This window comes from Chitinophaga costaii, from assembly GCF_900094705.1.
Classification (GTDB): Bacteria; Bacteroidota; Bacteroidia; order Chitinophagales; family Chitinophagaceae; genus Chitinophaga; species Chitinophaga costaii.
Window position 1 is genome coordinate 316,755 of the sequence record NZ_FMAR01000004.1, and the last position, 26,296, is coordinate 343,050.

The following is a 26,296-nucleotide window of genomic DNA, read 5'->3' on the forward strand; positions in this document are numbered from 1 at the left end:
ATACATACCATTACATTTGTCGCCAGGCCATTTTGGGCCTGGCGACCCTGTTTAAAGCAGGTTGGGCATAGGATGCAGGATTGTTATAATGCATTGTTTTTAAAACCATATTGCTCCAGCAAGCGCACCATTTTTTTATTCCTGCCCAATGCATCCAGCGCCTCCAGGTGCCTATTGTGGTGGAGGTCTGTACCCACATAATCAATAAGTTTTGCGTCTACTAATTGCCGGGCCACTTTCTGAACGGGTTTTCCATAATATCCAGTCAGGGAAAGCAGGTTTAATTGCAATTGCACCCCTCTTGCTTTCAGGTTTTCATACTGGCTAAAGTCCTCATGCATATATCCATACCGTTCGGGGTGGGCCAGGAGAGGCTGGTAGCCAGCGCTGATCAGGTCAAATATCCATTGGTGGAGGGCAGTAGGTGGCCATAAAAAAGATATTTCTACCAATAATAAGTTGTCTTTCAGTGTGAGAAGGGGTTGTGCCAGCCGCTGTTGAAAATTTTCATCCAGGTAATATTCTGCGGCATACCGTAGTGGCACATGTAGGGCATCGGCCTGCAGTTGTTGCTGCAATATCTCATAGGCGGGTTGTAAAGTAGCGGGTGTATTATCAAAACGTGCTGCTTTGATATGGGGTGTTGTAATAATCTGGCGGATACCCCACGCCTGCAACTGCCGAATGAAATGCACGGCTGTTGCGGCTTCCTGCACGCCGTCGTCTACGGCGGGCAATAGGTGAGAATGAATATCAGTGCCGATAGAGGATAAAAAACCGTCTGTTTGCACCAGGGGGGAAGGCCGATTAAAGAACAACATGAAAAAAACTTTATACTATTTCTTTATTATATTATATGCTGGCGAAAGGCCCACCCATGGCTTCCGGAGGATAGTGCCAGCTTGGTTGGGTAATCAAAATAACATATCAATAACATTAATAACGTATCAATAACAATAATGTAAATACGGGTAATTTACCTTTGATAAAGAAAATGCTACAAAGCATATCATTCAAAAGGGATGGTAAAATGAATATACAAAATTAAGGGTTCTATTCCGTGTTTGACAACAATCTCTGTCAAGCCAGGCTAGCCCAAAAACTTATGCTAACTTTTAGTTACCTATGCCAGGTAAGGAGAACAATGCCAACGATTAGAACCAACGGAAGGATGTATTATCCGAAGCCAATTTAGAGCCCCTTCCGCAGTTACCGATGCCAAATTGCAGTGGAGCAAGCCTCCTTTATTCCCAAACCTGCTGCTCTTACGGGTGCTATGCCAATGCCATGCTGCAGCAGTTTACTATGCCATCAAGACACCTATGCCGGTGTCATTATTAAAATAGGGTAATCCAGGGATTGCCGCCTTTGCCACTTATGCTTCATCGTATGAAAGATGCAAGACTGCGGAGCTACGTGCTTACCGCCACGACTTACTTATTATTACTAGTTTTATTGAACGGGTTTGGCGTTAATGTATATGCGCAGGCGCTGAATGGCGGCCAAGAGCGCACCGTTGCGGGCGTAGATATACCGCTCACCAATCCCTCGCTGGAAGATGCTCCCAAAGTAGATGCTGCACCCAGGGGATGGTTTACTTATGGCCAAACACCAGACATTCAGCCTGGAATTGGCGATATTCACCAACCCGCTTCCAATGGTCAAAGTTATGCAGGCTGCTTGCACGCTTCTTACTATGATGAAGCCATTGGCCAGCAACTATCCACCCCACTGAAGGCTGGCGTTACGTACGCTGTTTCATTTGACCTGGCATATCCTGCCTATTATTCTACCGGCATTTGCAGTGGTTCTTTTGCGATTTATGGTAGCAATAATGCTGGCGAAAAACAGGTGCTGCTCTGGCATATTGAAGGTTTCATGCACAAGGACTGGCGGCGCTATACGGCTGAATTTACACCTACTACCGATTTTAAATATATACTGGTAGGGCCCGACAACGATGCCGGATGCCCCAGCAGTAAGTACACTGCCGTCCTTTTCGACAATTTTTCCAACACCTTACATGCCCTGCCCGTCATTAGCACCGAAAGTACCAATACCTGCGCTGGCAGTAACAATGGCAGCGCCCGCGTGAAAGTGTCCGACAATGGCGATGGTTACCAATATTTATGGACACCTGGCAATTACACCACAGCCAGCGTAGCCCACCTGCCTGCCGGAAAATACAATGTGCAGGTTACCGATCCACAGGGCGTAATAAGCAACCGCACGGTAATCATACAGGCCACGATGCTTCAAGTGGTGCCCAAGGTTACCCTCCCCACCTGTGCCGATCGTACCGATGCATCCATTACTTTGCAGGCGGCTGGGGGTGTAGCGCCTTACACTTTTAGTATAAATGACCGTACCGTACAGGATACGCCACAGTTCAGCCACCTGGCTGCCGGCACCTACCAGGCCACCGTACAGGATGCCATGGGTTGCGCCACAACTATAGAACAGATTACTATCGACAACCCAGCTTCCCTGCAAATAAATTCCATCGCCATACACCCGGTAAGCTGTGATAATAATGAGCCGCAGATTACCGTGGTACCAGAAGGTGGCATACCTCCCTATAGCTTCAGCATAGATGGTGCGCACTGGCAAACAGAAAATACCTGGTACCGCCTGGATGCCGGTAATTATGAAGTGGTGGTGAGCGACGCCCAACACTGCGAAATAAAAACGGCAGCCTCCGTAACACGCGACGACACCCGCTGCGCCGTGATGGTACCGAACGCCTTTTCCCCCAACAACGATGGGCATAACGATGTGTTCAAGCCCCAGTCTTACGCCACGATTCTCCACTACCGGCTCACCATCTTCAACCGCTGGGGCCAGCAGCTTTTTGACACTGCAGACCCCAATACCGCATGGGACGGCTATTTCAAAGGCCAGTTGCAGGACGCCGGCGCCTATGTGTGGGTGCTAACCTACCGCGACATGCAGGCGCAGGACCGTAAACAAACCGGTGCGGTGCTGCTGGTGCGGAATTGAGTATTTTATTTTATCGGATTTTCCTGGCTATAGGTAGCTTTTGTAATGGGTTGTAAATTAATCAGTTAATTCCTTGTTAATGACGCCATAAACTTTCAACCCATTTCCTTTATCCCTTATTTTTGAGACGGAGGAAAAAAATTGTTAACCTATAGGTAGATCATGAAAATTGTTTGTATATTCGTGGAGGGAAATAATGGGCTGTGGTCCATACAGCTTCCCGGAGAGCCCCAGCATGAATTTGATAAGTTCTTTAACGCCATTAATGATGTGGAGTGGCTGAAAAACTTCTTCACCCGCAATGAAGATGACTTGTGTAGCGGATATTTCCGGCAGGTCAATGTAAATAACGCCGTATTAAAAACCTTTGAAGAAGCAGCGGGCATGGAAGACGCCTTGTACACCTATTGGGAGCAAGGATGTTTGCATAGGGGCGGTTCCCTGGAACATTTATTTAAGCCCCTCCATAACTTTGAATATGCGGTAGGTTTTCATCAGAAAAGTAAGGCCAGGCTTAGGAATGGATGGTTGCGCCTGTATGCTATAAGGCTGGACAGAAATTGCTTTTTAGTGACGGGTGGGGCCATTAAGCTTACCCAGGATATGCACAGGCCGCACTTGCAGCAGGAATTAAGAAAACTGGCTATTACCAAAGGTTGGTTGCAAGAGCAGGGCATTCATTTTCCGGAAGATTTGAATACCTATCAGGAAGATTAAAGTAGGGTGCGTAAATATATTTTTTTAAAAATATTAATACTTACGATCATGAACAATATCAACAAAAAGCTTGCAGACATCTCAGCTGGTGAGGTTTCTAACTGGCCGGAGCAGGTCAGGGCCCGCCGCGAAAACCGGGCCTGGCTAAAAAAATCCGCTATCATTGCCCTGAAAGTGCTGGAAGCCTTAAAGGCCCAGGGCCTTACCCAGAAAGACCTGGCCGGAAGGCTGGGGGTGTCGCCGCAGCAGGTGAGCAAGATCGTAAAAGGGCATGAAAACCTTACGCTGGAAACCATCACCCGGCTGGAGCAGGAACTCGGCATCCAGCTATTGGTGGGGCCGGTAGCGGAGGAGAAGGAAATTGTGATTGTTTCTTAAGCGGTGGTGCAAATTGTAGTAAAAGCGCTTTCCGATGCAGAAAGTGGAGTGACATCAAAACACCGGCTTCTCACAGTTATAATCGTTTCATTACGTAATCAGTATTCTATTGGTAAAACACTTTTCTAGGATATTCAATTTAGCCTTGCCTACAACAAATTTCCTCAAATTAAGCTTTTACATTGGGAAGGTAAATACTCTGTTGGATCGCCATACTGGCTATGCCAATTATCGGGAACATATTGTTCTATTCCAATGTCATCATAGGAGCTAACAAAAAAATTATTGTCAAAATCTATAAAAAAATTCAAAATATAATTCATTCCAGAAAAAGTATCTGGTTGAGTTTTATCAATCTCTATCGCGATCATAAATTCATTAATATTATTATCATTTACTGTAAGAATATTATTGCGAAAAATAAATTCCCAATCATTAGGATTATATGAGGGATCATATTTTTTATAATCCAATATCCAATAGGCGATTGGCATCAAATACAAAGAACAATGTTCCTGAAATTTGATACAGCCGAATATATAACCTTCTTCTATTTTCTGTTGTATTGTCATTGATTAAGTGTTTCTGTTTTCCCGGTGCCTGATATTGCTTGTTGTCGTAATTTATCAATATATGTTTTAGGTAATCCATAGGCGCTATTTGATCTGGTCGGATCCGATATTTGAGGCCTACCAGGTTTCGCCTTGCCTTGAGCTTGAGGAACTCCATTTGCCACAATCTCATCTGCTAAACTTTGTGGTATTTTAAACGAAGCAATTTGTGCACCCTTTTCTGAACCACCTCTTTTTTGATAGAAATATACTTGATGCGCTTTGTCATTCAATGTTACATATAGCATTTCATCCCCTCTATATTTATCCCTCCATTCTTGTCGAAAGAAATTCTTGATCTACTTGCATTAGGAAGCTCTCCACCTTGTGTCCTATATACTGTTGAAATTTTCGCATCTTCTAATGTCCTAGTGTACCATGCTCCTTCTGTTAATGGTCCATACATTGCAATATTGTTCTGCAATTGTATTGATATACTAAAAGCCTCTACATTATATGACCTATCCTCGTCAAGAAACATTTTTGGAAAAAGAGAGGCATCTGGGTTTTTCTCAAACTCTTTGAATAAAGCCATTCCGTTTTCATTTCCTCTGCCGTATGAACCGCTAAAACCAATGTAATATTTTTTGCCTTCATAATCAACTATTGCCCGTTCAGGAATTTTAAATGAATTTGGGCCGAGACCTATTGTTGCTATGCGCAACCACATCGGTATTGCTGCTGTTTCTTGTATAGAGGTTTGCTTTAAAGTCGTAGTTCCATGCTTGTAGGTAAGAGTATAACGCTTTTCTTCTCCACCATCAAGGTCTATAGCCTGTATGGGTGTATTACCCGCAAACTGATAAGGTGTATACCACGGATAATTTTTCATTAGCGGATCCGCAGATAGGAACCGCCCAATACGTGGATCATAAATCCTCATCCCATAATTCATTTGATTCCCATCACCCTTGACCTCATTATCATTTTCCTTCCCATTAAACCCATAACGATATTTCTCACTTGTACTATACGTTCGAGCGGGCATCAATGATCCAAATGGATAATAATCATTCGCACTAACCACATCCGCATTATAATAAGCTACCGTACCATCACCATTATCTACTTCTATCTTTTTATCACTTATTGTAGCCATTACATTCCCACGATGGTCTGATAGTTCATATAACTTTTTCCCTCGTTTATAACTCGTCTCTCATGCATATAAAAAGGCCGCACCCCGTAGCGTGCGGCCTTTTTAGTGCCTGGCAAAGCAGTATTTTACATAAAACCAAGTTCCAGCTTGGCTTCTTCGCTCATCATTTCTTTATTCCATGGTGGGTCGAAGGTGAGGTGTACGTGTACATCACCCACATCTTCGAGGGCGCGCACTTTATCTTCCACTTCCCGGATAATATCGCCGGCCACCGGGCAGGCCGGGGCGGTGAGGGTCATGGTGATCTTTACATTATGATCGTCTGCTACTTTTACTTCATATACCAGGCCCAGTTCCCAGATATTTACGGGGATCTCCGGGTCAAAAACTGTTTTTAAAACAGTTTCTATCTGGTCTCTTAAAGGTTCGCTCATCTTTTTATCTTTTATGACTCAGGAACCGCTACCAGCCTTAGTTTGATAGGCGAGCGCGTATAATTTCATTTGTTTTAGCATACTCAGTAATCCGTTGGACCGGGTAGGCGAGAGGTGACTGCTCAGGCCTATTTTATCGATAAAATAAATATCGGCGTCTACAATCTCTTTGGGCGTGTGGTTAGATAATACGCTTACCAGGAGGCTTACCAACCCTTTAGTGATGATGGCATCGCTATCGGCAGTAAATACCAGCTTACCATCCACCAGTTCTGTGTGCAGCCATACCTGCGACTGGCAACCTTTAATGAGGTTGTCGGGCGTTTTGTACTGCGGATCTATGAGGGGTAAATTTTTGCCCAGGGAAATAATATGTTCGTATTTATCCATCCATTCATCGAAGAATGAAAAATCAGATATTAGCTCGTCCTGTGTTTCGTTAATCGTCATTTCGTATATCCGTTAGCGTTAGTTGGAAATTACCCCAGCATTGTTGCGGCCTTTTTTACCGCAGTTACCAGGTGATCTATTTCCTCGGTGGTATTGTACAGGCCAAAGGAGGCGCGTACGGTACCGGGTATTTTGAAGAAGTCCATAATAGGTTCTGTGCAGTGGTGGCCGGTGCGTACAGCGATGCCCTGCTTATCCAGCAGCTCGCCGAGATCGTAAGGGTGAATGTCTTTTACCAGGAAAGAAATGGCTCCTGCACGGTGGCTGGCCTGGCCAATGAAACGGATGCCATCTATGCTGGAAAGCGCCTCCAGGGCGTATTGGAGCAGGTGTGTTTCCCAGGCACCAATGTTGGCCACGCCAATGCCCTGCACGTATTTTACAGCCGCCCCCAAACCAATAGCACCGGAAATATCGGGCGTACCGGCTTCAAATTTATAGGGCAGTTCGTTATAAATGGTTTTGGCAAACGTAACGGTCTTGATCATGTCGCCGCCGCCCTGGTAAGGAGGCAGTTTGTTGAGCCATTCAGACTTGCCATACAGCACGCCGATGCCGGTAGGGCCGTATAGTTTATGGCCGGAGAAGGCGAGGAAGTCTACGTCCAGCGCTTGTACATCTACTTGTCTGTGCTGAATGGCCTGAGCGCCGTCCAGCAGCACAGGAATGCCTTTGGCATGGGCCAGGCGAATGATGTCCTGCACAGGATTTACGGTGCCAAGGGTATTGGATACGTAGGTGCAGGCTACAATTTTCACCGTATCATCCAGCATGGCCTCGTAGGCTTCCATTTCCAGTTCGCCGCGCTCATTTACCGGAATAATGCGCAGTGTGGCTTCGCGTTCTTCGCAAACGATCTGCCAGGGTACAATGTTGGAGTGATGTTCTATGGCGGAAATGATCACAGTATCGCCCTTGCGGATGATCTTGCGGCCAAATACATTGGCCACCAGGTTAATGCTATCTGTAGTGCCTTTGGTGAAGATCACCTCATGGTTATGGGCTGCATTGATATAACGGGCAATGATACGGCGGCTTTCTTCGTAAGCCTCGGTGGCTATCTGGGAAAGATGGTGTACGCCCCGGTGTACGTTACTATTATAGCCGGTGTAATAGTCCTGCAGCGTTTGCAGCACGATGTTGGGCTTTTGGGTAGTAGCGGCACTGTCTAAATAAATGAGCGGTTTGCCATACACTTGTTGGCGTAGGATGGGAAAATCCTGGCGCAAGCGCGCTACATCGTATGCGAGGGGAGCGGTGTCGGTAGCAGATGATATCATAAAAAAAGCTTTTAGCGGTTAGCTTTTAGTGGTCAGCTTTGGCTGCTAACAACTATTCGCTAACGGCTAAAAGCTAATAGCTAAAAGCTACAGGCCTTAATTAATTACGATGGATTCTTCGATATGCGAAATGATGTAATCCTGTACTGCCGGTATTTTTACCTGGTCGGTGATATCGTAGGCAAAGGCACCCACCAGCATATTGCGGGCGGCTTCTTCGCCAATACCCCGGCTGCGCAGGTAAAACAGGGCTTCCTGGTTAAACTGCCCAACGGTAAATCCGTGGCTGCATTTTACATCGTCTGCATATATTTCCAGCTGTGGCTGGGAATTGATGTCGGCTTTGTCGCTCAGCAGCAGGTTACTGTTCTGCTGGAATGCATTGGTCTTTTGTGCGATCTGGTTTACATGAATACGACCGGTGAATACGGCCTTCGCGCTATCAAGCAGTACCCCCTTGTACAACTCATTGCTATTGCAATTAGGCCGCAGGTGATCTACAAAAGTATGATTGTCTACGTGCTGCGCATCGTTGGCTACATACAGGCCGAGCATATTGCTTTCGGTGTAGTTGCCATGAAGCGCTACGCTCAGGTTATTGCGCGTGAAGGAAGCCGCAGGCAGGGTAAAGTTAAAATGATGGTAGCGGCTATACTGTTCCTGTTCAGTAGCCGTGTAGTGAATATAACGGCCATCTTTTGCCGCCATTTGGAGATTGTAGTGAGAAAATTCTGCATTCTCTTTTACGATAGTCTCCGTAACGCCATTAACCAGTACAATACCATTATCACTGAGGTCTAGTACAGATTCTACGATTTCCAGGGCCGCATTGGTATGGATTATCCAGAGATTGCGGGGCTGGATAAAGGCGTTTTTATGGGTAGTGGTATAAACGTTTAGCAGGTATATGGGTTTGTCTACAATCACATTGGCTGCCACTTCTATAAACAGTCCACCGGTAAAAAGGGCGGTGTTGAGTGCTGCAAAGGGCTGATCCTGTAGGTGAATGTGCTGGCCCAGGTGTTCCTGCACCAACGGGCGGGTGGCCGCAGCAGCCAGGGGCTCTATGGTAACGCCTTTAATAGCAGGTAAGGTAGAAAGGTTTTCCTGAAAATGGCCATTCACCAGCACCACGCGGTAGGCATCCAGGCCTACAATGCTGGCGGGTGCCAGTTGCGTTTCCGTTACCGTGCCGGCAACAGGGGAGAAGGTGAAGGGATCTTTAAGGAATAACTGTACGTTGGTATAACGCCAGTCTTCCGCTTTCGTGGTAGGCAGCCCCAGCGTTTTGAAGCGGGTAAAAGCTTCTTCGCGCAGTGGCAAAAAATTGCCTGGTGTGGCATCCAGGAAACCCGGGAAGCCATCCACGATGTAATTATAAAATGGAGTGGTTACCTCGTTTGTCATGATACAGATTAAACAGATTCTTTCAGGTGATATGCTTCTTTCAGCCAGTCGTATCCTTTTTCTTCCAGCTCCAGCGCCAGTTCTTTAGTGCCGGTTTTTACGATTTGTCCGTTGTACAGAACATGCACGAAATCGGGCACGATGTATTCCAACAGGCGCTGGTAGTGCGTAATCATCACGAAAGCGTTGTCGCTGTTCCGGAGTTTATTCACGCCATTGGATACAATGCGGAGGGCATCGATATCAAGTCCGGAATCTGTTTCGTCCAGGATGGAGAGCTTGGGCTCCAGCATGGCCAATTGCAGAATTTCATTGCGTTTCTTTTCGCCGCCGGAAAAACCTTCATTCAGAGAGCGGTTCATCAGGTTGGCGTCGAAGCTTACCAGTTGCTGTTTTTCCTTGGTATATTTCAGGAAATCACGGGCTTCCATGGGCGGCAGGCCTTTGTAAGCGCGCATTTCGTTCACGGCAGTTTTCAGGAAAGTGATATTGGACACGCCAGGAATTTCTACCGGGTACTGGAAAGCCAGGAAGATACCTTCACGGGCGCGTACTTCGGGAGCCATTTCCAGGAGGTCCTGTCCTTCAAAAATTATTTCGCCCTGCGTTACCGTGTAGTTTTCACGACCCGCCAGTACAGAGGCCAGGGAACTTTTGCCGGAGCCGTTGGGACCCATAATGGCATGGATCTCACCCCGGTTTATTTCCAGGTTTATACCTTTAAGAATCTGTTTACCTTCAACTTCCGCATGCAGGTTTCTAATTGATAACATAATACTTGTTTGTGCTTGTGTTTTTTGCTTCTTTAACCCACACTACCCTCGAGGGTGATGGATAACAATTTTTGAGCTTCTACCGCAAATTCCATGGGTAGCTGATTCAGTACTTCCTTAGCATAACCGTTTACAATGAGGGCCACGGCCTTCTCGGTGTCTATACCGCGTGCGTTCAGGTAAAAGATTTGGTCTTCCCCGATCTTGGACGTGGTGGCTTCATGTTCCACGGTGGCGGTATTATTACGGCTTTCAATATAAGGAAACGTGTGTGCGCCGCACTGATCACCGATCAGCAGGGAGTCGCACTGCGTAAAGTTTCTGGCGGATTGTGCCCGCGGGCCTATCTTTACCAGGCCACGGTAGCTATTATCGCCATGGCCGGCGGAGATGCCTTTGGAAATGATACGGCTACGGGTATTTTTGCCCATATGTATCATTTTGGTGCCGGTATCGGCTATCTGGCGGTTGCGTGTTACGGCTACGGAGTAAAATTCTCCCTGTGAATGGTCGCCCTGCAGGATTACGCTAGGATATTTCCAGGTGATGGAAGAACCCGTTTCAACCTGCGTCCAGGAGATTTTGCTATGTGCGCCACGGCAGATGCCGCGTTTAGTAACAAAGTTGTAAATACCACCTTTACCGTCTTTATCACCAGGGTACCAGTTTTGTACGGTGGAGTATTTTACTTCTGCGCGTTCCAACGTTACAATTTCAACCACAGCAGCGTGCAGTTGGTTTTCATCGCGCTGGGGGGCGGTGCAGCCTTCCAGGTAACTCACATATGCATCGTCGTCGGCTATGATCAGGGTACGTTCAAACTGGCCGGTGTTTTCGGCATTGATGCGGAAATAAGTAGACAATTCCATGGGGCTGCGAACGCCTTTTGGAATGTATACGAAAGAGCCGTCGGAAAATACGGCTGCATTCAGTGCTGCGAAGATATTGTCGGAATGGGGTACTACAGAACCCAGGTATTGCTTTACCAATTCGGGATGCTCCTGTACGGCTTCGCCAAAGGAGCAAAAGATAATGCCCAGTTCTTTGAGCTTACCTTTATACGTGGTGGCTACGGAAACGCTGTCGAATACGGCGTCTACGGCCACCCCTGTCATCATTTTCTGTTCATTAAGCGGGATACCCAGTTTGGCAAAAGTAGCCAGCAACTCCGGATCTACTTCATCCAGGCTGTTAAGCTGCTTTTTTTGCTTGGGTGCGGCATAATAAGATACATTCTGAAAGTCGATCTGCGGCATATCAAAATGTTGCCAGGCGGGCATTTTCATTTTGAGAAATGCGGCATAGGCCTTCAGGCGCCATTGTAGTAACCATTCGGGTTCGTTCTTTTTGGCGGAGATGAAACGGATGGTATCTTCACTGAGCCCTTTAGGCGCAATCTCCATTTCGATATCCGTCGTAAAGCCGAACTCGTACTCTTTACTCGCAATGTCGTCGATGATATCGTTGCTATTTTTCATGTTCTCTTCTTGGAATCATTTGGGCGCCGGCAAAATGGAATGCCTTGCTGGAACCAGGTGTGCCGCCGCACTAAAAGATGAATGGCGGCTGTTCATATTGTACTACACTGCAAAGCTTTCGCCACAGCTACAGGTACGGGTAGCATTGGGGTTGTTAAACACCAGGCCTTTGCCATTAAGACCATCTGAGTAATCTAGCTCCGTGCCGTAGAGATATAAAAGACTCTTCATATCTACTACTATCTTCATGCCTTTATCTTCAAATACCTGGTCGCTGTCTTTCAGGTTGGTGTCGAACGACATTTGGTATTCCAGGCCGGAACAACCACCTCCTTTAACACCTACCCGCAAAAATGCGTCTGCTGTTACACCTTCCTGCGCCATTTGCCGTACTACGTAATCCTGGGCTTTTGTTGATATCGTTATCATATGTCCCGTTTTTTAAGTTAGAAACAGACTAAAACCGGAAGGTAAATTCATATTAAAAATATTGAAATTTATCATCCGGTACTACAAGGCGACAAAGCTACAATCTTTCCCGGTATAATAATATAGGGAGTATCGATTGGGCTATAAGTGTTGTGCCTTACAGTATTTTTTAAACTGATACAAATTTACGACATTTGAGAATAATACAAGTACTCACTTGGAAAATTATATTGCCATGCACCTGCATACGGCCGAGCGTTTTTTAATGTTGTTGAAGACCAAAGGTCCGCTTTCGGCTGCTGCCGTGGCGCAGTCGTTGGGCATCACCCACGAAGGCGCTCGGTTGCAACTGCAAAAGCTGGCGGCCGCTGGTTTGGTACAGGCCGAAACTGCGGCATCCCGGGGCGTAGGCCGCCCGGTGCAAAGCTGGCAACTTACGGCTGCCGGCCATACGCGCTTCCCCGACGCCCATGCAGATCTATCCATACAGCTTATTCAAACCATTCAGCAACTTCTGGGCGATGAGGCCCTGCAACAAGTAATGAATGCCCGCGAGAAGCTGGCGGCAGATAAATACATGGAACAGCTGGCAGGCATAGATGATATTCCTGCCAGGCTGGAGCAGTTTGCCGCCATCCGTAGCCGGGAAGGCTTTTTGGCGGAATGGCAGGCACATGGGGATGCCTACCTGTTCATCGAAAACCATTGCCCCATCTGCTCCGCCGCCAAAGAATGCCCCGGTATCTGTGAGTCTGAACTCCGTATATTCCAACAAATTATGGGTGGGCTGGCTACCATTGCCCGTAAACATCATATCGTAGGCGGCGACCGCCGCTGCGTATACGAGGTAGCGCCATTGGCGGTAACAGCTTAATAGTTCCTGAATAGGAAGATAGTGGCCCGTTATTCCGAGAACGGGCTTTTTAGTTTTAAAAGATGAGAACCAGGGTGCCGGAAATGATAAGTATGGCTGCGATGGCGGTTTTAATGGTAATTGTTTCGTGGAGAAAAATGGCCGCCAGCACAATGGTGATCGCCACACTCAGCTTATCCAGCGGCGCTACCTGTGAAACCTTGCCCGATTGCAGGGCCTTGAAATAAAATATCCAGGAAAGGCCGGTAGCCACCCCGGACAGCAATAGGAAGATCCAGTTGTTCCGGCTCAGTAAGGGCAGTCCTTTCTCCTCATTGCGGGCCAGTACAATACCCCAGGCTATCACCAGGATGATAACCGTGCGGATGGCGGTAGCCAGATCGGAAGATATGCCTGTCACCCCTTTTTTTGCCAGAATGGCCGTGAGGGAGGCAAAGAATGCGGAGAGTAATGCGTAGCGCCACCACATGGAAATGTTATTTAAGTAAAAGTAGGCCAGTAGCACAAATATAAGGCGGGATTATGGAGTTGGCCTGAAGACTTTAGGCTAGTTTTTTCATGTCTTGGATAAAGCATGGCATCTTGCAGGCACTATTCAGGTAACGCTGCGTATAAACCATGATAATGCGCACCAGCTTATCCATAATGACCATTGATGGGCAGGAATAAGGGGGCATGGTGGTTTAATGTCCTGGATGTGTAACCGGCTATAACTCATAATTTAATTTGGAATACTATTGTAAGTAACTTTAAATATATTATTGAATATCAATTTACTGAGATTTAAATGATTGGGTATTCTTGCATTGTTGGCTTAGCTGGACAGTGGTAATATGTTGTTTTTTTTAATAACTGCCCTGTACATCCGAAGTAATACAAATAATTGATCGTGAAGAATTAGCAGCAAGTTAGCGGTGTTATGGCTTTAAATTAGAGCGGCATTAGACTTCTCCCCATTTACTGGAAATACTAAACTATCTGGGTAAATTGCTGTCTGACAAAGTGTTGAAAAGCGTTATCATTTTTGGAAATTGATGCCAGGTTGATTAATTAGCACTGGAGAAAGCTTACCCATGAAAATACTACTGATCGAAGATGAGCCAAAGGTGGCGGCTTTTATAAAACGTGGGCTGGAAGAACAACAGCACCAAGTGGAGGTGGTCTACGACGGCCTTGCCGGAGAGAAGATTGTAGCCCAGCACTCGTATGACTTGTTAATTCTGGATGTGATGTTGCCCGGATTAAATGGCCTAGAATTGTGTAAGCGCATCCGTGGGCAGAATATCCAAACGCCTATTCTCATGCTCACCGCCCTGAGCGCCACCAACGATGTGGTAGATGGTTTGTATGCAGGGGCAGACGACTACCTGTCTAAACCGTTTCATTTTTCCGAACTGCTGGCCCGCATCCAGGCCCTTACCCGCCGCCGTTACCGCCAGGATCAGGCGGAAAAAGTAACGCTGGAATTTGAAGATCTGCAACTTGATACCCATACAAAAATGGGCCACCGAGAAGGCAAAGAAATTGTGCTGACGGCCAAGGAATATGCTTTGCTGGAGCTGTTTATGCGCAATCCCCAGAAAGTATTATCACGGGCTTACATAGCGGAAGTAGTGTGGGGACTAGACTTCGATAGCGGTACCAATACTATAGACGTTTATGTAAATTACCTGCGGAATAAGATTGAAAAAGGCTTCACGGGCGAACGCCTCATCCACACCGTAGTGGGTATGGGGTATGTGCTGAAAGTAAAAGGAGCTACCGCCTGATGCTGTGCCATTAACACTTCCTTACTGTAGTCATTCACCCGGTCGAAAGCATTGCCATTATGAAAATTCGCCACCGGCTGTCGCTACAGTTTGCCCTGATCTGCGGGGTATTGCTGCTGGCCATTTTCAGCCTCATTTACTTTTTATCCTCTCACTACATTGCTACGTCTTTTTACGGGCAGTTGCAAGACCGCGCCCTGATTACGGCGCAGGTGTACCTGGAAAAAGACGAATTGGCCAAGCGCAAGTTCCAGGAAATTCAAAAAAAATACCTTAACAGCATTCCCGACGAAGTCAGTAATATTTATGATGATGCGAATAAAGCCGTATTTATAGACAATACCTATTATAATTGGAAACTGTCTTTACTCAGTGCTGTCCGGAAAGACCGGCTTTTATATTTCAGGGTGAACGACCAGCCGGCGGTAGGCATATACTATACCGATAATCAGGGAAATTACGTGGTGATCGTAACTGCCCCGGACGTGGCGGGGAGGCGGCAGTTGCACACCTTGCTGGCCATCCTGATCAGCACCTTTGCCTTAAGCCTGCTGCTCATCTTTTTTGCCGGGCAATGGTTTGCCTTCCGGGCCTTGCAGCCCATTGCCAACATCAACCGCCAGGTACAGCGTATCCGCGCCACCAATTTGCACCACCGCGTACGGCGGGCGCGCAATAAAGATGAAGTAGACGAGCTAGCGGCTAATTTTAACGAACTGCTGGCCCACCTGGAGGCGGCGTTTAATACGCAGCGGTCTTTTGTAAGCAATGCCTCCCACGAATTGCGCACTCCCCTTACCACCATCATTGGTGAAATAGAGGTGACCTTGCAGAAATCCCGGCAGCCGGAGGTTTATCTGGAAACCTTGCATTCTGTGTTAGATGAATCGGTGAAACTCAAAAGTATAACTGATGGACTGCTGCAGCTTACCAAAACAGATTTTTCCCTGCCCGGTGTGGCACCTTATGCCATCCGCCTGGATGAGCTGCTCATTGCATTGCAAATTGAATGGGCTAAGGAAAAACCACCAGGCTTGGTGCAGCTTCATTTTGAGAACCTGCCGGAAGATTCAGGGCCTCTGAGTGTAATGGGTAATGAGGCCTTGCTGGAACTAGCTTTCCAGAATATTCTTAAGAACGCATTTAAATTCTCCGATTATAAACCGGTAACAGTAACGCTGCGCCTGGAGCCGCAATTGCATATAGAGATTCGCGACCAGGGTATAGGCATTGCCCCCGGGGATTTAAAAAATATTTTTTTGCCGCTTTTTCGCGCACCCAATGCCTATGCTTACGACGGGTATGGGATTGGGCTGGCCTTATCGCAGAAAATACTGGAGCTGCATAGCGCAAAAATTGAAGTGGAGAGTGAGCCGGGGGTGGGGAGTGTGTTTCATATACGGTTTAAATAATTGAATAGCCAATCCCAGCATTTGCTCCTTATCCCCGGAAGCTGCAACTAATTTTTGATGGCATACGTTATTTATAGTAGCTATTTACAAACCATTGTGATAATTCATTATCATATTCTACCAAAACATTGTTAATTAAAAGCTAACATTCTTTTTTAATAGCTTTTTAATGCTGTTTTAATACATCACAACTTATTGCATATGATCTTTGCGTCCGAAATTAGTATACGTATGATCTGTCGCTTTTTAATATTGTTTCCCTTAGTCTTTTGCTTTCAGCGCAGCATGGCCCAGCAGGCAGATACGCTATCGCTGACGCTTCCGCAGGCAGAACAGCAGCTTTTGCAAAAGAACATTCCCTTATTGGCCCAACGCTACAGCCTGGACTCTGCCCAGGCCACCATCGTTACAGCCCGTCTCTGGGATAATCCCACTCTTTACCTGGAAAACGTATTGTATAACCAGAACAACAGCCGGGTACTGGATTTCTCTTCCGAAGGAGAAAGAGCGGCGCAGTTGTCGCAAGTATTTAAGATTGCCGGCCAGCGTAACCGGGCGGTAAAGGTGGCACAGAGCGGCTCCCGGATGACGGAGTATCAGTTTTACGACCTGCTCCGCACCTTGCGATTCACCCTGCGGGATGATTTCTACCGGTTGTATTTCGCTGAGCAATCCATTAATCTTTATGGGGAGCAGATCATTTCCCTGCAAAAAATATTACATGCATTTGAAGACCAGCTAAAGCAAGGCAACGTGTCCCTTAAAGATGTGTTGCGCATCCGCTCCTTGCTCTACGATCTGCAAAGCGATGAGGCGCAGGCCCACCAGGATCTTCAATCCACACTGAGCGACTTGCAGCAACTGCTGCGTATACCAGCCACCACGCCGGTGAAGCCTGTGCTGCCCGATGGTGCGCTGCAACCACCTGCTGTTACAGTGTTTAGTTATCCGCAGCTACTGGACAGCGCCCGCGCCAACCGCTACGATCTAAAAATGGCGCAGGAAAATGTGAACTACAACGACCTGAATTTGCGCTTGCAGCGTTCCCTGGCCATACCTGATGTAGCCGTGGGGCTTACCTACGACCGCCAGGGTAATTTCCGCCCTAACTATAATGGCCTTTCGCTTTCCATCCCGGTACCGGCCTGGAACCGCAACCAGGGTAATATTAAAATGGCCCATGCTTCCCTGGAGAGCAGCAAACTACAACTGCAAGGCACCCAGGATCAATTAGAGCATGACGTGATGGATAGCTATCAGCAGGCCCTCCGCACCCAGCAAATGCTGCAACAGGTAGATCCGGCTTTTGCCAGTGACTATAACCACTTGCTGGGGGAAGTGCAAAAAAACTTCCAGGCGCATAACCTGAACCTGCTAGAGTTCATTGACCTCTACGATTCTTATCGTGAAACGGTGTTGAAACTCAACAACCTTCGCTACAACGAACTCCAGGCGCTGGAAAACGTGAACTACTCCACAGGCTCCTCCATTTTTCAACTCTAAAATGCATCCTCATGCCATATATTTTTAAACAACACATCGTTACTTCCGTATTAGGTATAGGCCTACTAGCCGCCGCACTCACCGCCTGTACATCGCACAAGCCGGAAGAAAGCGGCGAGGAACAAGGTTGGGTACTGACAGACTCCCTGTTGCACAGTTTACGCATAGACACCGCTACCGCCCATCCTATCGAAAGCGAAGTGTCGCTTACCGGTAAGATAGCGCCCAATGAAGACGAAGTGGCCCGTATATTCCCCATGGTAAGTGGTGTAGTAACTAATATGAAGGCGCAATCCGGCGATTTGGTTACTGCTGGTCAAACCCTGGCCGTGCTGCATTCCGCAGAAATGGCAGGCTATACCGCCGATGAAACGGTGAATAAAAACGCCTTGGCTACGGCTAAGCGCAATCTTGATGTGGCTGAATCATTTTATAAAAGTGGCCTCTCTTCCCAGAAAGAACTGGAAGAAGCCCGTGCCGCCTACGCCACCGCTGAGGCGCAACTAAATCGTTCCAGCACCGTGCTTTCCATTAATGGTGGTGGCAATGCCAAGTCGGACTACCTGGTGAAATCGCCCATCACGGGTTTCGTGATAGCCCGTTCCGGTGCAGAGCACATGCAGTGGCGTCCCGATAATACCGAGCCCATTTTTGTAATTGCGAACCTGCATACGGTATGGGCCATGATCAATGTGTATGAGTCTGACATTGCCAATGTGCGGGAAGGCGATAATGTAGCCATCACCACCCTCTCTTACCCCGACAAAATATTTAATGGTAAAGTGCAGAAAGTGTACAACGTGCTGGATCCGGATAATAAAGTAATGAAAGCCCGGGTGAGCATAGACAATCCTGATTACCTGCTGAAACCCGAAATGTTCGTCAGCGTAAAAGCCCAGCGGCATGCCAGTACAGAAGGCGTGAGCATTCCTAGCCGGGGCATCATCTTCGACAACGATAAGCAATACGTGCTGGTACTCACGCACGGCGAACCTAAAGTGGCCGTCCGTGAAATTACCGTGGGCCGTACAGTGGAAGACCGTGCTTATGTAACCAGTGGTCTTAAAGAAGGCGATGAAATAGTTGCTTCCCGCCAGGTATTCATTTACGAGTCGCTGAAAAAATAATCCGTTGGAATGCGGCAGGGGCGTAGTGTTTCTTCGCTGCGCGCCATGCCCAGGCAGGCTTCCCACAAAACAAACGAACAATGAACAAAGTCATAAAAGCAGTATTAGCATTTTCGCTAAAGAATAAATACTTCGTTTTTGCGGCGGCGCTCGGGCTGGCGGTATGGGGCTTTATTAGCTTCAACCAGATCGGCATAGACGCTTTTCCGGATGTAACGAATACCTCGGTGACCCTCATTACCCAATGGCCAGGCCGTTCCGCAGAGGAAGTGGAAAAATTTGTGACCCGTCCCATTGAGATTGCCATGAACCGTAACCAGGGCAAAACCAGCATCCGTTCTTCTTCCCTGTTCGGACTTTCTGTAGTGAAAGTGATCTTTGACGACGATATTAAAGACGATTTTGCCCGCGTGCAGGTAAATAACAACCTGCCCTCGGCCGACCTACCGGATGGTGTGGATCCTGAAATTGAGCCGCCTTATGGTCCTACCGGTGAGATATTCCGCTATTCCCTGTCCAGCAACAAACTCACCACGCAGGAGCTCAAGACAGTGCAGGACTGGGTGGTGGAGCGCAACCTGCTGGCCGTACCTGGTGTGGCAGACATTGTGAGCTTTGGGGGTTCGGTAAAAAGCTACCAGGTAACCATGGACCCCGACAAGGCCGTGCAGTACAATATCTCCGCCAAGGAAATGTTTGAGGCCCTTTCCAAAAGTAACGTAAACGTAGGGGGCGATGTAATTGTGAAAAATGGGCAGGCTTACGTGGTACGCGGCATTGGTATCCTGAACAGTGTAGACGAGATCAAGAACGTGATTGTAGACAACATTAACGGCACCCCCATCTTGGTGAAAGACGTAGCCGATGTGGCTATCAGCAGCTTGCCCCGCCTGGGGCAAGTAGGTCGTGATAAAGACAACGACGTGGTGGAAGGCATTGTAGTAATGCGGAAGGGCGAAAACCCTTCTAATGTGATCGATGCACTGAAACTGAAAGTAGACGAGCTGAATGAAAAGATATTACCTGACGACGTAAAGATCAAACCATTTTATAATCGCGAAGACCTCATCCACTTTGCTTTACATACCGTTATTCACAATATGCTGGAAGGCATCATTTTCGTAACGGTCATTGTATTCCTTTTCATGGCCGATTGGCGCACCACCTTTATTGTGGGCCTGATCATCCCGCTGGCATTGCTTTTTGCTTTCGTGTGTATGAAGTTAAAAGGCATGTCGGCCAACCTGTTATCGATGGGGGCGATAGACTTCGGTATTATCATAGACGGGGCGGTGGTAATGGTGGAGGGCATCTTCGTGATGCTGGACCACCGTGCACACAAGGATGGTATGGAGAAATTTAACAAGCTGAGTAAACTGGGTATGATCCGCAAGGCCAGCCTGGTAAACGGTAAAGGTATTTTCTTCGCCAAGATGATTATCATTACCGGCTTGCTGCCTATTTTTACCTTTGAAAAAGTGGAAGGTAAAATGTTCTCGCCGCTGGCCTGGACATTGGGTTTTGCGCTGCTGGGTGCTCTGATCCTCACCTTTACTTTGGTGCCGGCCCTGGCCAGTGTATTGCTTCGCAAAAACGTACGGGAAAAAGACACGGTATTCATCCGCTTCATTCACCGCGTGGTGTTGGGCACCTTCAACGCCAGCTTCCGTAACAGGAAGGTGGTGTTTCCTATTGCTATGATTGTTCTGGCGGGGGGGCTGTACTGCTTTTCCTTTCTGGGTACAGAATTTCTGCCACAGCTCAATGAAGGCGCTATTTACATCCGCGCCACCGGGCCGCTCAGTACTTCGCTAGACGAGTCGGTGAAACTGGCCAACGTGATCCGCAAACGCCTCATCGAATTCCCTGAAGTAAAACAAGTGATGTCGCAAACTGGCCGTCCTAATGATGGTACCGATGCAACCGGTTTTTACAATATGGAGTTTCACGTGGATATATACCCTGAAGACGATTGGAAAAGCCACATTTCCAAACAAGAGTTGATAGACCGTATGAACAAACGCCTGGCCGACCTGCCCGGTATTTCCCTCAACTTCTCGCAGCCGATTACCGACAACGTGGAAGAGGCGGTATCTGGTGTGAAAGGTTCTATTGTAGTGAAGCTCTTTGGTGACGACTTTAAACTGGTAGAAGAAAAAGAAGATTCCATACAGGCCATTCTTTCAAAAGTATCTGGCATCGCGGATCTTGGCATTTTGCGCAACCTGGGTCAGCCGGAATTGCGTATTAACCTCGATCAGCAAAAAATGGCGCTATACGGTGTAACCACCGAAGACGCCAACAGTGTGATTGAAATGGCCATTGGGGGTAAGTCTGCCACCCGTATTTATGAAGGCGAGCGTTATTTTGACCTGCGCATTCGCTACCCGGAAGCCTTCAGGGAGAATGAAGATGCCATCGGTAGTCTGATGGTACCCACCATTCGCGGGAACAAAATACCCCTTAAGGAAATTGCCGACGTGCAGCATATCCTGGGGCCTAGCATAATTTACCGCGACAAGCACATGCGTTATGGGGCCATTAAGTTCTCCGTGCGTGGCCGCGACATGGGTAGCACCATTGCTGAGGCACAGGCTAAGGTAAATGCCGCCATTCATATACCGAAAGGTTACTCCCTGGAATGGGCAGGCGATTTCGAGAACCAGCAGCGTGCTACTAAACGCCTTACGCAAGTGGTTCCTATTTCCCTGTTGCTCATTTTCCTGATCCTTTATATCCTGTTTGGTTCCTTTAAAGATGCGGGCCTGGTGCTGATCAACGTGCCGTTTGCTATTATCGGTGGGATATTTTCCATTTGGATCACGGGTATCAACTTCAGTATTTCCGGGGGTATAGGCTTTATCGCTTTGTTTGGCATTTGTGTGCAGAACGGGGTAATCTTGTTGTCGCGTTTTAAGGAAAATATGCGTACCATGCACCTTACAGACGAGCATGATTTGCAGACGGCCATCCGCTCCGGCGTGGAGGCCTTGATACGACCTATTATCATGACGGCCATGATGGCCGCCATAGGCCTGCTGCCTGCCGCCATCAGCCATGGTATTGGTTCCGAAACGGCCCGTCCGTTGGCCCGTGTGGTTATCGGAGGATTAATCACCAATTCCATCTTTGTACTGTTTGTATTCCCGATCGTGTTCTACTGGAGCTATCGCCATGTAGTGCGCGACAATGAGCCGGTACAAGCTAAGAAAGCATAAAAATGTAAGCCATACAATTTGAGTGAAAAAAGGGGCGTCTTGTAAGAGGCGCCCTTTTTGATTTCGGGCGGATGGAAGGAATGGGTTGTCTGTGACAGTTAGTGCAGCTTAGTTGTCTTAAGAAGGGAGCAGGCTATCTCTCCGCCGGATAGTGTAAGGCTAGCGGCAGCCGTTAAGTAGCGTGGTAAGTATATAAAATGATCCTTGCCTGCGCCAATGATTAAGGCAACGAAAGTTGGGTAGTGGGTATGATTTTCAAGTTACAAGGCTGGGGTAGTGGCAAAAAAGCATAATTGCCAGTGGTTAAAATATAAAATCCAGCTTGTGGGCTGGATTTATATTTATCAATTAAAAATTTGCGGCGTTTATAAGGTAGTGTTGTCTTCCTTCACATTTGATTTATCTGCTGGCACTGTCTTTACGTCGGTTTTGCGTGGGTGGGGCATGTCGCCAAGCAGTAAGGCCCAGGCGCTCAGGTAATCGATGTGTTCAAAGATGATTTTCATGATGGCGATGATAGGAATGGCCAGGAACATGCCGGAAATGCCCCATAGCATATTACCCAGTACCACGCCAATGATGGTTACCAGTGCATTTATCTTCACCTTAGACCCCACAATGCGGGGCAGTAAAATATTAGAATCTACCAGGTGTACCAGGAACAGGGCCAGGCCTACCTGGATAGCCCCTAGCATGGGGCCGGTGGTCATGGTAATTAGCATACTAATAATAATGGCGGTAAAAATACCCAGATAAGGCACCAGGTTAAAAATGGCGGCCATAATACCTAGCAGTAGCCCATACTTTATACCCAGGATGGTAAATAGTACACAGTTCAGCACAGCTACGATCAGCATTTCCAGCATCAGGCCACTAACATAACTTTTAATGATATAGCGGGTTTGGGCTACTATATCCAGTAATTTGTCGCGGTGCTGTTCCTGGATCAACTTTACGAGGAAGGTAAGCAGCAGGGAACGGTATAGCAGGAGAAAGAAGGAATATAGCATAACGAACACGCAGAAGATGAGCAATGCCGAAATGGATAAAAAGGTTTCGCTGATAAAGGTAGTGGCGGAACCCAGGGTGCCCAGGGCAGCCTTTTCCAGATAGTTGGTTTGCCGGACTACATCTATATGAAAGTGGCGCCATACCCATTGCTGAGCAGAGGAGGCCGTTTGCATCACCTGTTTTTGCAGGGCGGGGAAGTCGGATATGAAGGAAGCCATTTGACTGCCCAGCAAGCTGATAATAGCCATCAGCACAAATATAAAGACAAACAAACTGACCAACGCGGCCAGCCAGCGAGGAAAGCCCTTGCGCTCCAGAAAATTAGACAGGGGTAGCAACATGACCGCCAGCAGGAAGGCAAAGATCAATGGCACAATAATGCTTTGACCAATATGGGCAATAAAAACGATTAAAATGAGGGATAAAAGTGTATACGTGAGTCGCGCATTGAAGGGGAGCTTTACTTCATTCATACAGTGTATTTGGAGATTTTTTAAACAGCCTAGCTGAATGTACAATAAAAAAGTCATTGTCCGAAGAAATGGACAATGACCGATTTTTACAATATCTGTGCCGTTTGCCAGCCGGCTTAGATCACGGGAACATTCAGTTCGTAAGTACCTGGTTGAATAATTCCAAGGAAAAAATTGTTACTGCTTAATTTATAGTATCCCTCTGTGTGTATCCGCTCAATGAGGCCATAAAGTTGCATACCAGCCACCACGAAGTTTGTTTGTACCGTAACCTGCAGGTAGCGCCCACCCGCCAGCTCTTTGCTGAGGAGCTGGTCCTGGTAAGTGGACCGGATGTATTGATGGGCGGCCAATTCCTGTACCGGAACCAGCAGGCCAAAATACATATACAACTGCTCGTAGTTTGTCACAGGTATAGCATCCAGGGTACCGGTAATTACCCGGGCATTGGGCAATTGTATCTTTTCAAGGATTTCGTGGAACTTGTGATCATATTGTGGCACCCCCTGCACTAATTGGCCAATGGGGTCGTTTTCGCGGGGTACCAGGTCATAATATAAGATGAAGGATGGCAGCGTCACCTCCTGCACGATTTGGTTCTCAAAAAATGGCTGGGTGGAGGGCGCTATTTTGCTGGCGGTGAGGTGCAGGGTTCTTTTTTCGTTTTGCAGCTCGCGCAGGCGGCGAAAGTCGGTGGCACTGTTGGAGAAATAGCTGGCAAACGCCTTTGAGAATGAAGCTTTGGTGGCATATCCACAACGTTCGCCTACCTCGCCAATACTGTAACCTGCATACCGCAGCAGGCCGGCTGCCATTTCAAGGCGATGGCGTTTAATATAATGGCCATAAGGCTCTCCTGCCAATTTTTCGAAAACATGATAGAAGTGGCTGTACGACATGTATAAATTGGCCGCAGCGTCTTTAAGCGTGATAGGCTCGGAGAGATGGTTGTCGGCAAAATTGATAGCCTTGTACACCATGTTCCAATGCTGTTGTTGTGTGCTGGGTTTAATGGTCCCCATAAATAAATGCGTTTGCGTGATGCTTTTCAATAATCGTTGCGGAACAGAATTGATCAATAAACCAGGTAACTAAACGGATATTAAACGGATAACAAATCGAGGGTTATTTTTAAAACTTTACGTACAAATTAAACATATTAGCATCAAATAATAAAACAATTCGTACATGTGTCAGGATAGGTTGGTAGAACAATATATATGTAATATAGTTGTCAGATCTGTCTTTTTTAATAGGTAACTTAGCGAAAATCAGTCATCAACAGGCGTGTGGGGAGGTGGAAGCCAGAAAAATCTGCATAACAAAATAGCGTATTTTAGGTTCACTATTTTATTAAAATAGATAAAGCAGACAACAAAAATAGACGTCAAAACATAATTAAAATTTAAGTATTATTTTTTATTTACATTTTATTTTTTTGTAATGCATTAAGGGATCCTACCACTGTGGCGGATTTTCAGTGAGAGCTAGGTGATGTGGTTGTATGACTTACTTCTTAATAATTCATAGACGAATGCATTCTTGCCAGGAAGCAGGGGCGGATGAGCGGGCGGGAGTGTTTTTTGGCAGAAAAGATTAATTTAGCGCCCGGCTGTACCCGTATAATTTTTTGATGATAGACGCGTTTATATCTGGTCAGCCATATCACGCTAAATCAAAATTCCTTTGAAAAAGTTCCCCGTCTTATTACTGGTACTTGTATTGATTTCCCATTACGGGATAGCACAGTCTTGGCATGCCGGTATTTTCCTGGGCGCCAGCAATTATAGTGGCGATCTTGCTGAAAAGCGGATAGATTTCAAATACACCGGATTTTCAGCAGGACTCATGATTAAACGCGATATCAATCCCCACCTGACCTTGCGCCTGGGCCTTTACTATGGACGTGTATCCGGGGCGGATAGTACTAACAGTGCGAAGGACTTGCAGGCGCGCAATTTGAGTTTCCGTTCCCCGATATGGGAAGGAAGCCTTATTGCGGAGGGTAATCTGCTGGATATTGAAGAAACGGGTTTTACGCCTTATGTATTTGCCGGTGTAGGCTTGTTTAGCTTTTATCCTACTACCCGCGACGCTGCGGGCAATACCATTAAGCTTCGCCGCCTTTCCACTGAAGGGGAAGGTTTGCCTCAATATCCAGACCGTTCCATGTATAATCTGGTTGCAGTGTCTATACCATTTGGTATAGGTTTTAAATGGATGGTTTCCGAGCGGATTATGATGGGCGTGGAGGTAGGTTTGCGCAAAACTTTCACGGATTATATTGATGACGTGAGCAAAACCTATGTAGACCAAAACACGTTGCTCTATGAGCGCGGCGCTACCGCTGCCCAATTTGCTTATCGCGGCGACGAAGTCACCAAGAATAATACACCTGGGACTTATCCCCCAGATGGCACCGTGCGGGGTAATCCAAAACAAAAAGACTGGTACAGCTTTTCCGGCCTTACGGTTACGTACCGCTTTGGCAGTAAAAACGGGTATGGTCATTGGGGCAAACAAAAAGTTTCCTCCTGTCCGAAGTTTTAAAAGCGGTTTCAATATTATTTTCGTGATGTAAGGAAAGATTTCTTACACCACTTTTATTTTTGCCGGTTAGCATGTTACCCTTTGATATTAAATAACTTTTATAACCGGCCATACCTGCCTTGTGCCTCCTTTATTTTACGTGCAGCCATGTAAGGCTGCAATTTAAGCTGCTTTTAAGGCGGATTTTTTCTATTGGCATGCTTTTGGCCTATTACTAATCAGACAGGAAAACAAAAAGTTTGTAACTGGCTAAAAGTCTTTGCCAGTGCGACCATCAGGGAGATGGTATGCAGGTATAGAGGG

The 26,296-nt window shown here is 47.0% G+C and carries 24 protein-coding genes; 10 read left to right on the top strand and 14 right to left on the bottom strand.

Annotation, left to right across the window (positions count from 1 at the left end):
• Positions 1 to 83: 83 nt before the first annotated feature.
• Positions 84 to 821, bottom strand: coding sequence for a tyrosine-protein phosphatase (locus GA0116948_RS08290; protein WP_089710976.1), 738 nt, complete (start codon positions 819 to 821; stop codon positions 84 to 86).
• 568 nt (positions 822 to 1,389) lie between these two features.
• Between GA0116948_RS08290 and GA0116948_RS08295 the strand changes: the two genes are divergently transcribed.
• The 3 genes from GA0116948_RS08295 to GA0116948_RS08305 all read left to right on the top strand — a co-directional run bounded on the left by GA0116948_RS08295 (position 1,390) and on the right by GA0116948_RS08305 (position 4,095).
• The gene (locus tag GA0116948_RS08295) at positions 1,390 to 3,000 is read left to right on the top strand and encodes a T9SS type B sorting domain-containing protein (RefSeq protein ID WP_165798363.1); all 1,611 of its coding nucleotides are present in this window, start codon (positions 1,390 to 1,392) and stop codon (positions 2,998 to 3,000) included.
• A gap of 162 nt (positions 3,001 to 3,162) precedes the next feature.
• Positions 3,163 to 3,717, top strand: a complete 555-nt coding sequence (locus GA0116948_RS08300) for a hypothetical protein (protein ID WP_089710980.1) — start codon at positions 3,163 to 3,165, stop codon at positions 3,715 to 3,717.
• Between the two features lie 48 nt (positions 3,718 to 3,765).
• Positions 3,766 to 4,095, top strand: a complete 330-nt coding sequence (locus tag GA0116948_RS08305) for a helix-turn-helix transcriptional regulator (RefSeq protein WP_089710982.1) — start codon at positions 3,766 to 3,768, stop codon at positions 4,093 to 4,095.
• Positions 4,096 to 4,259: 164 nt separating this feature from the next.
• On the opposite strand, the gene GA0116948_RS08310 is transcribed toward GA0116948_RS08305, so the two are convergent.
• The 10 genes from GA0116948_RS08310 to GA0116948_RS08355 form a co-directional block, all read right to left on the bottom strand.
• A complete protein-coding gene (locus tag GA0116948_RS08310; protein ID WP_123891719.1) occupies positions 4,260 to 4,667 on the bottom strand; it encodes a hypothetical protein in 408 nt (135 codons plus the stop codon).
• Positions 4,664 to 4,954 (bottom strand): hypothetical protein, encoded by a 291-nt coding sequence (locus GA0116948_RS21025; protein WP_123891718.1) that lies wholly within the window; start codon positions 4,952 to 4,954, stop codon positions 4,664 to 4,666. The genes GA0116948_RS08310 and GA0116948_RS21025 overlap by 4 nt, the downstream gene beginning before the upstream one ends.
• Entirely contained in the window at positions 4,942 to 5,805 is an 864-nt protein-coding gene (locus GA0116948_RS08320) for an RHS repeat domain-containing protein (protein WP_089710988.1), read from the bottom strand. Before GA0116948_RS08320 ends, GA0116948_RS21025 begins: the two co-directional genes overlap by 13 nt.
• A gap of 125 nt (positions 5,806 to 5,930) precedes the next feature.
• A complete protein-coding gene (locus GA0116948_RS08325; RefSeq protein WP_089710990.1) occupies positions 5,931 to 6,239 on the bottom strand; it encodes an iron-sulfur cluster assembly protein in 309 nt (102 codons plus the stop codon).
• Between the two features lie 18 nt (positions 6,240 to 6,257).
• Positions 6,258 to 6,689 carry a SufE family protein gene (locus GA0116948_RS08330; RefSeq protein WP_089710992.1) on the bottom strand — a complete coding sequence of 144 codons (432 nt, stop codon included), beginning with the start codon at positions 6,687 to 6,689 and terminating at the stop codon, positions 6,258 to 6,260.
• Positions 6,690 to 6,718: 29 nt separating this feature from the next.
• On the bottom strand, positions 6,719 to 7,969 hold the full coding sequence (locus GA0116948_RS08335) for an aminotransferase class V-fold PLP-dependent enzyme (RefSeq protein WP_089710994.1): 1,251 nt from the start codon (positions 7,967 to 7,969) through the stop codon (positions 6,719 to 6,721).
• A gap of 96 nt (positions 7,970 to 8,065) precedes the next feature.
• Positions 8,066 to 9,376 (bottom strand): Fe-S cluster assembly protein SufD, encoded by a 1,311-nt coding sequence (gene sufD, locus GA0116948_RS08340; RefSeq protein ID WP_089710996.1) that lies wholly within the window; start codon positions 9,374 to 9,376, stop codon positions 8,066 to 8,068.
• Between the two features lie 8 nt (positions 9,377 to 9,384).
• A complete protein-coding gene (gene sufC, locus GA0116948_RS08345; protein WP_089710998.1) occupies positions 9,385 to 10,149 on the bottom strand; it encodes a Fe-S cluster assembly ATPase SufC in 765 nt (254 codons plus the stop codon).
• A 32-nt stretch (positions 10,150 to 10,181) separates the two neighbouring features.
• Positions 10,182 to 11,627 carry a Fe-S cluster assembly protein SufB gene (gene sufB, locus GA0116948_RS08350; RefSeq protein ID WP_089710999.1) on the bottom strand — a complete coding sequence of 482 codons (1,446 nt, stop codon included), beginning with the start codon at positions 11,625 to 11,627 and terminating at the stop codon, positions 10,182 to 10,184.
• A 102-nt stretch (positions 11,628 to 11,729) separates the two neighbouring features.
• Positions 11,730 to 12,056 (bottom strand): HesB/IscA family protein, encoded by a 327-nt coding sequence (locus tag GA0116948_RS08355; protein ID WP_089711001.1) that lies wholly within the window; start codon positions 12,054 to 12,056, stop codon positions 11,730 to 11,732.
• 217 nt (positions 12,057 to 12,273) lie between these two features.
• On the opposite strand from GA0116948_RS08355, the gene GA0116948_RS08360 reads away from it, so the two are divergent.
• Complete coding sequence (locus GA0116948_RS08360; RefSeq protein ID WP_205686067.1) at positions 12,274 to 12,930, top strand: helix-turn-helix transcriptional regulator; 657 nt, start codon at positions 12,274 to 12,276, stop codon at positions 12,928 to 12,930.
• Positions 12,931 to 12,985: 55 nt separating this feature from the next.
• Here GA0116948_RS08360 and GA0116948_RS08365 read toward each other — a convergent pair whose 3' ends face one another.
• Entirely contained in the window at positions 12,986 to 13,399 is a 414-nt protein-coding gene (locus GA0116948_RS08365) for an EamA family transporter (RefSeq protein WP_089711002.1), read from the bottom strand.
• Between the two features lie 604 nt (positions 13,400 to 14,003).
• On the opposite strand from GA0116948_RS08365, the gene GA0116948_RS08370 reads away from it, so the two are divergent.
• From GA0116948_RS08370 to GA0116948_RS08390, 5 genes are all read left to right on the top strand, one after another.
• A complete protein-coding gene (locus tag GA0116948_RS08370) occupies positions 14,004 to 14,699 on the top strand; it encodes a response regulator transcription factor (RefSeq protein ID WP_089711004.1) in 696 nt (231 codons plus the stop codon).
• 59 nt (positions 14,700 to 14,758) lie between these two features.
• The gene (locus tag GA0116948_RS08375; protein WP_089711006.1) at positions 14,759 to 16,111 is read left to right on the top strand and encodes a sensor histidine kinase; all 1,353 of its coding nucleotides are present in this window, start codon (positions 14,759 to 14,761) and stop codon (positions 16,109 to 16,111) included.
• Between the two features lie 231 nt (positions 16,112 to 16,342).
• On the top strand, positions 16,343 to 17,614 hold the full coding sequence (locus GA0116948_RS08380) for a TolC family protein (protein ID WP_165798362.1): 1,272 nt from the start codon (positions 16,343 to 16,345) through the stop codon (positions 17,612 to 17,614).
• An 11-nt stretch (positions 17,615 to 17,625) separates the two neighbouring features.
• A complete protein-coding gene (locus tag GA0116948_RS08385) occupies positions 17,626 to 18,741 on the top strand; it encodes an efflux RND transporter periplasmic adaptor subunit (RefSeq protein ID WP_089711010.1) in 1,116 nt (371 codons plus the stop codon).
• 80 nt (positions 18,742 to 18,821) lie between these two features.
• Positions 18,822 to 21,959: an efflux RND transporter permease subunit gene (locus tag GA0116948_RS08390; protein WP_089711012.1), complete on the top strand. Its 3,138-nt coding sequence runs from the start codon at positions 18,822 to 18,824 to the stop codon at positions 21,957 to 21,959.
• A gap of 365 nt (positions 21,960 to 22,324) precedes the next feature.
• Here GA0116948_RS08390 and GA0116948_RS08395 read toward each other — a convergent pair whose 3' ends face one another.
• Together GA0116948_RS08395 and GA0116948_RS08400 are read right to left on the bottom strand one after the other, a co-directional pair.
• A complete protein-coding gene (locus GA0116948_RS08395; RefSeq protein WP_165798361.1) occupies positions 22,325 to 23,443 on the bottom strand; it encodes an AI-2E family transporter in 1,119 nt (372 codons plus the stop codon).
• A 116-nt stretch (positions 23,444 to 23,559) separates the two neighbouring features.
• Entirely contained in the window at positions 23,560 to 24,465 is a 906-nt protein-coding gene (locus GA0116948_RS08400; RefSeq protein ID WP_089711017.1) for a helix-turn-helix transcriptional regulator, read from the bottom strand.
• 664 nt (positions 24,466 to 25,129) lie between these two features.
• On the opposite strand from GA0116948_RS08400, the gene porG reads away from it, so the two are divergent.
• Positions 25,130 to 25,993 carry a type IX secretion system protein PorG gene (porG, locus tag GA0116948_RS08405; RefSeq protein ID WP_123891717.1) on the top strand — a complete coding sequence of 288 codons (864 nt, stop codon included), beginning with the start codon at positions 25,130 to 25,132 and terminating at the stop codon, positions 25,991 to 25,993.
• The last annotated feature ends 303 nt before the right edge of the window (positions 25,994 to 26,296 follow it).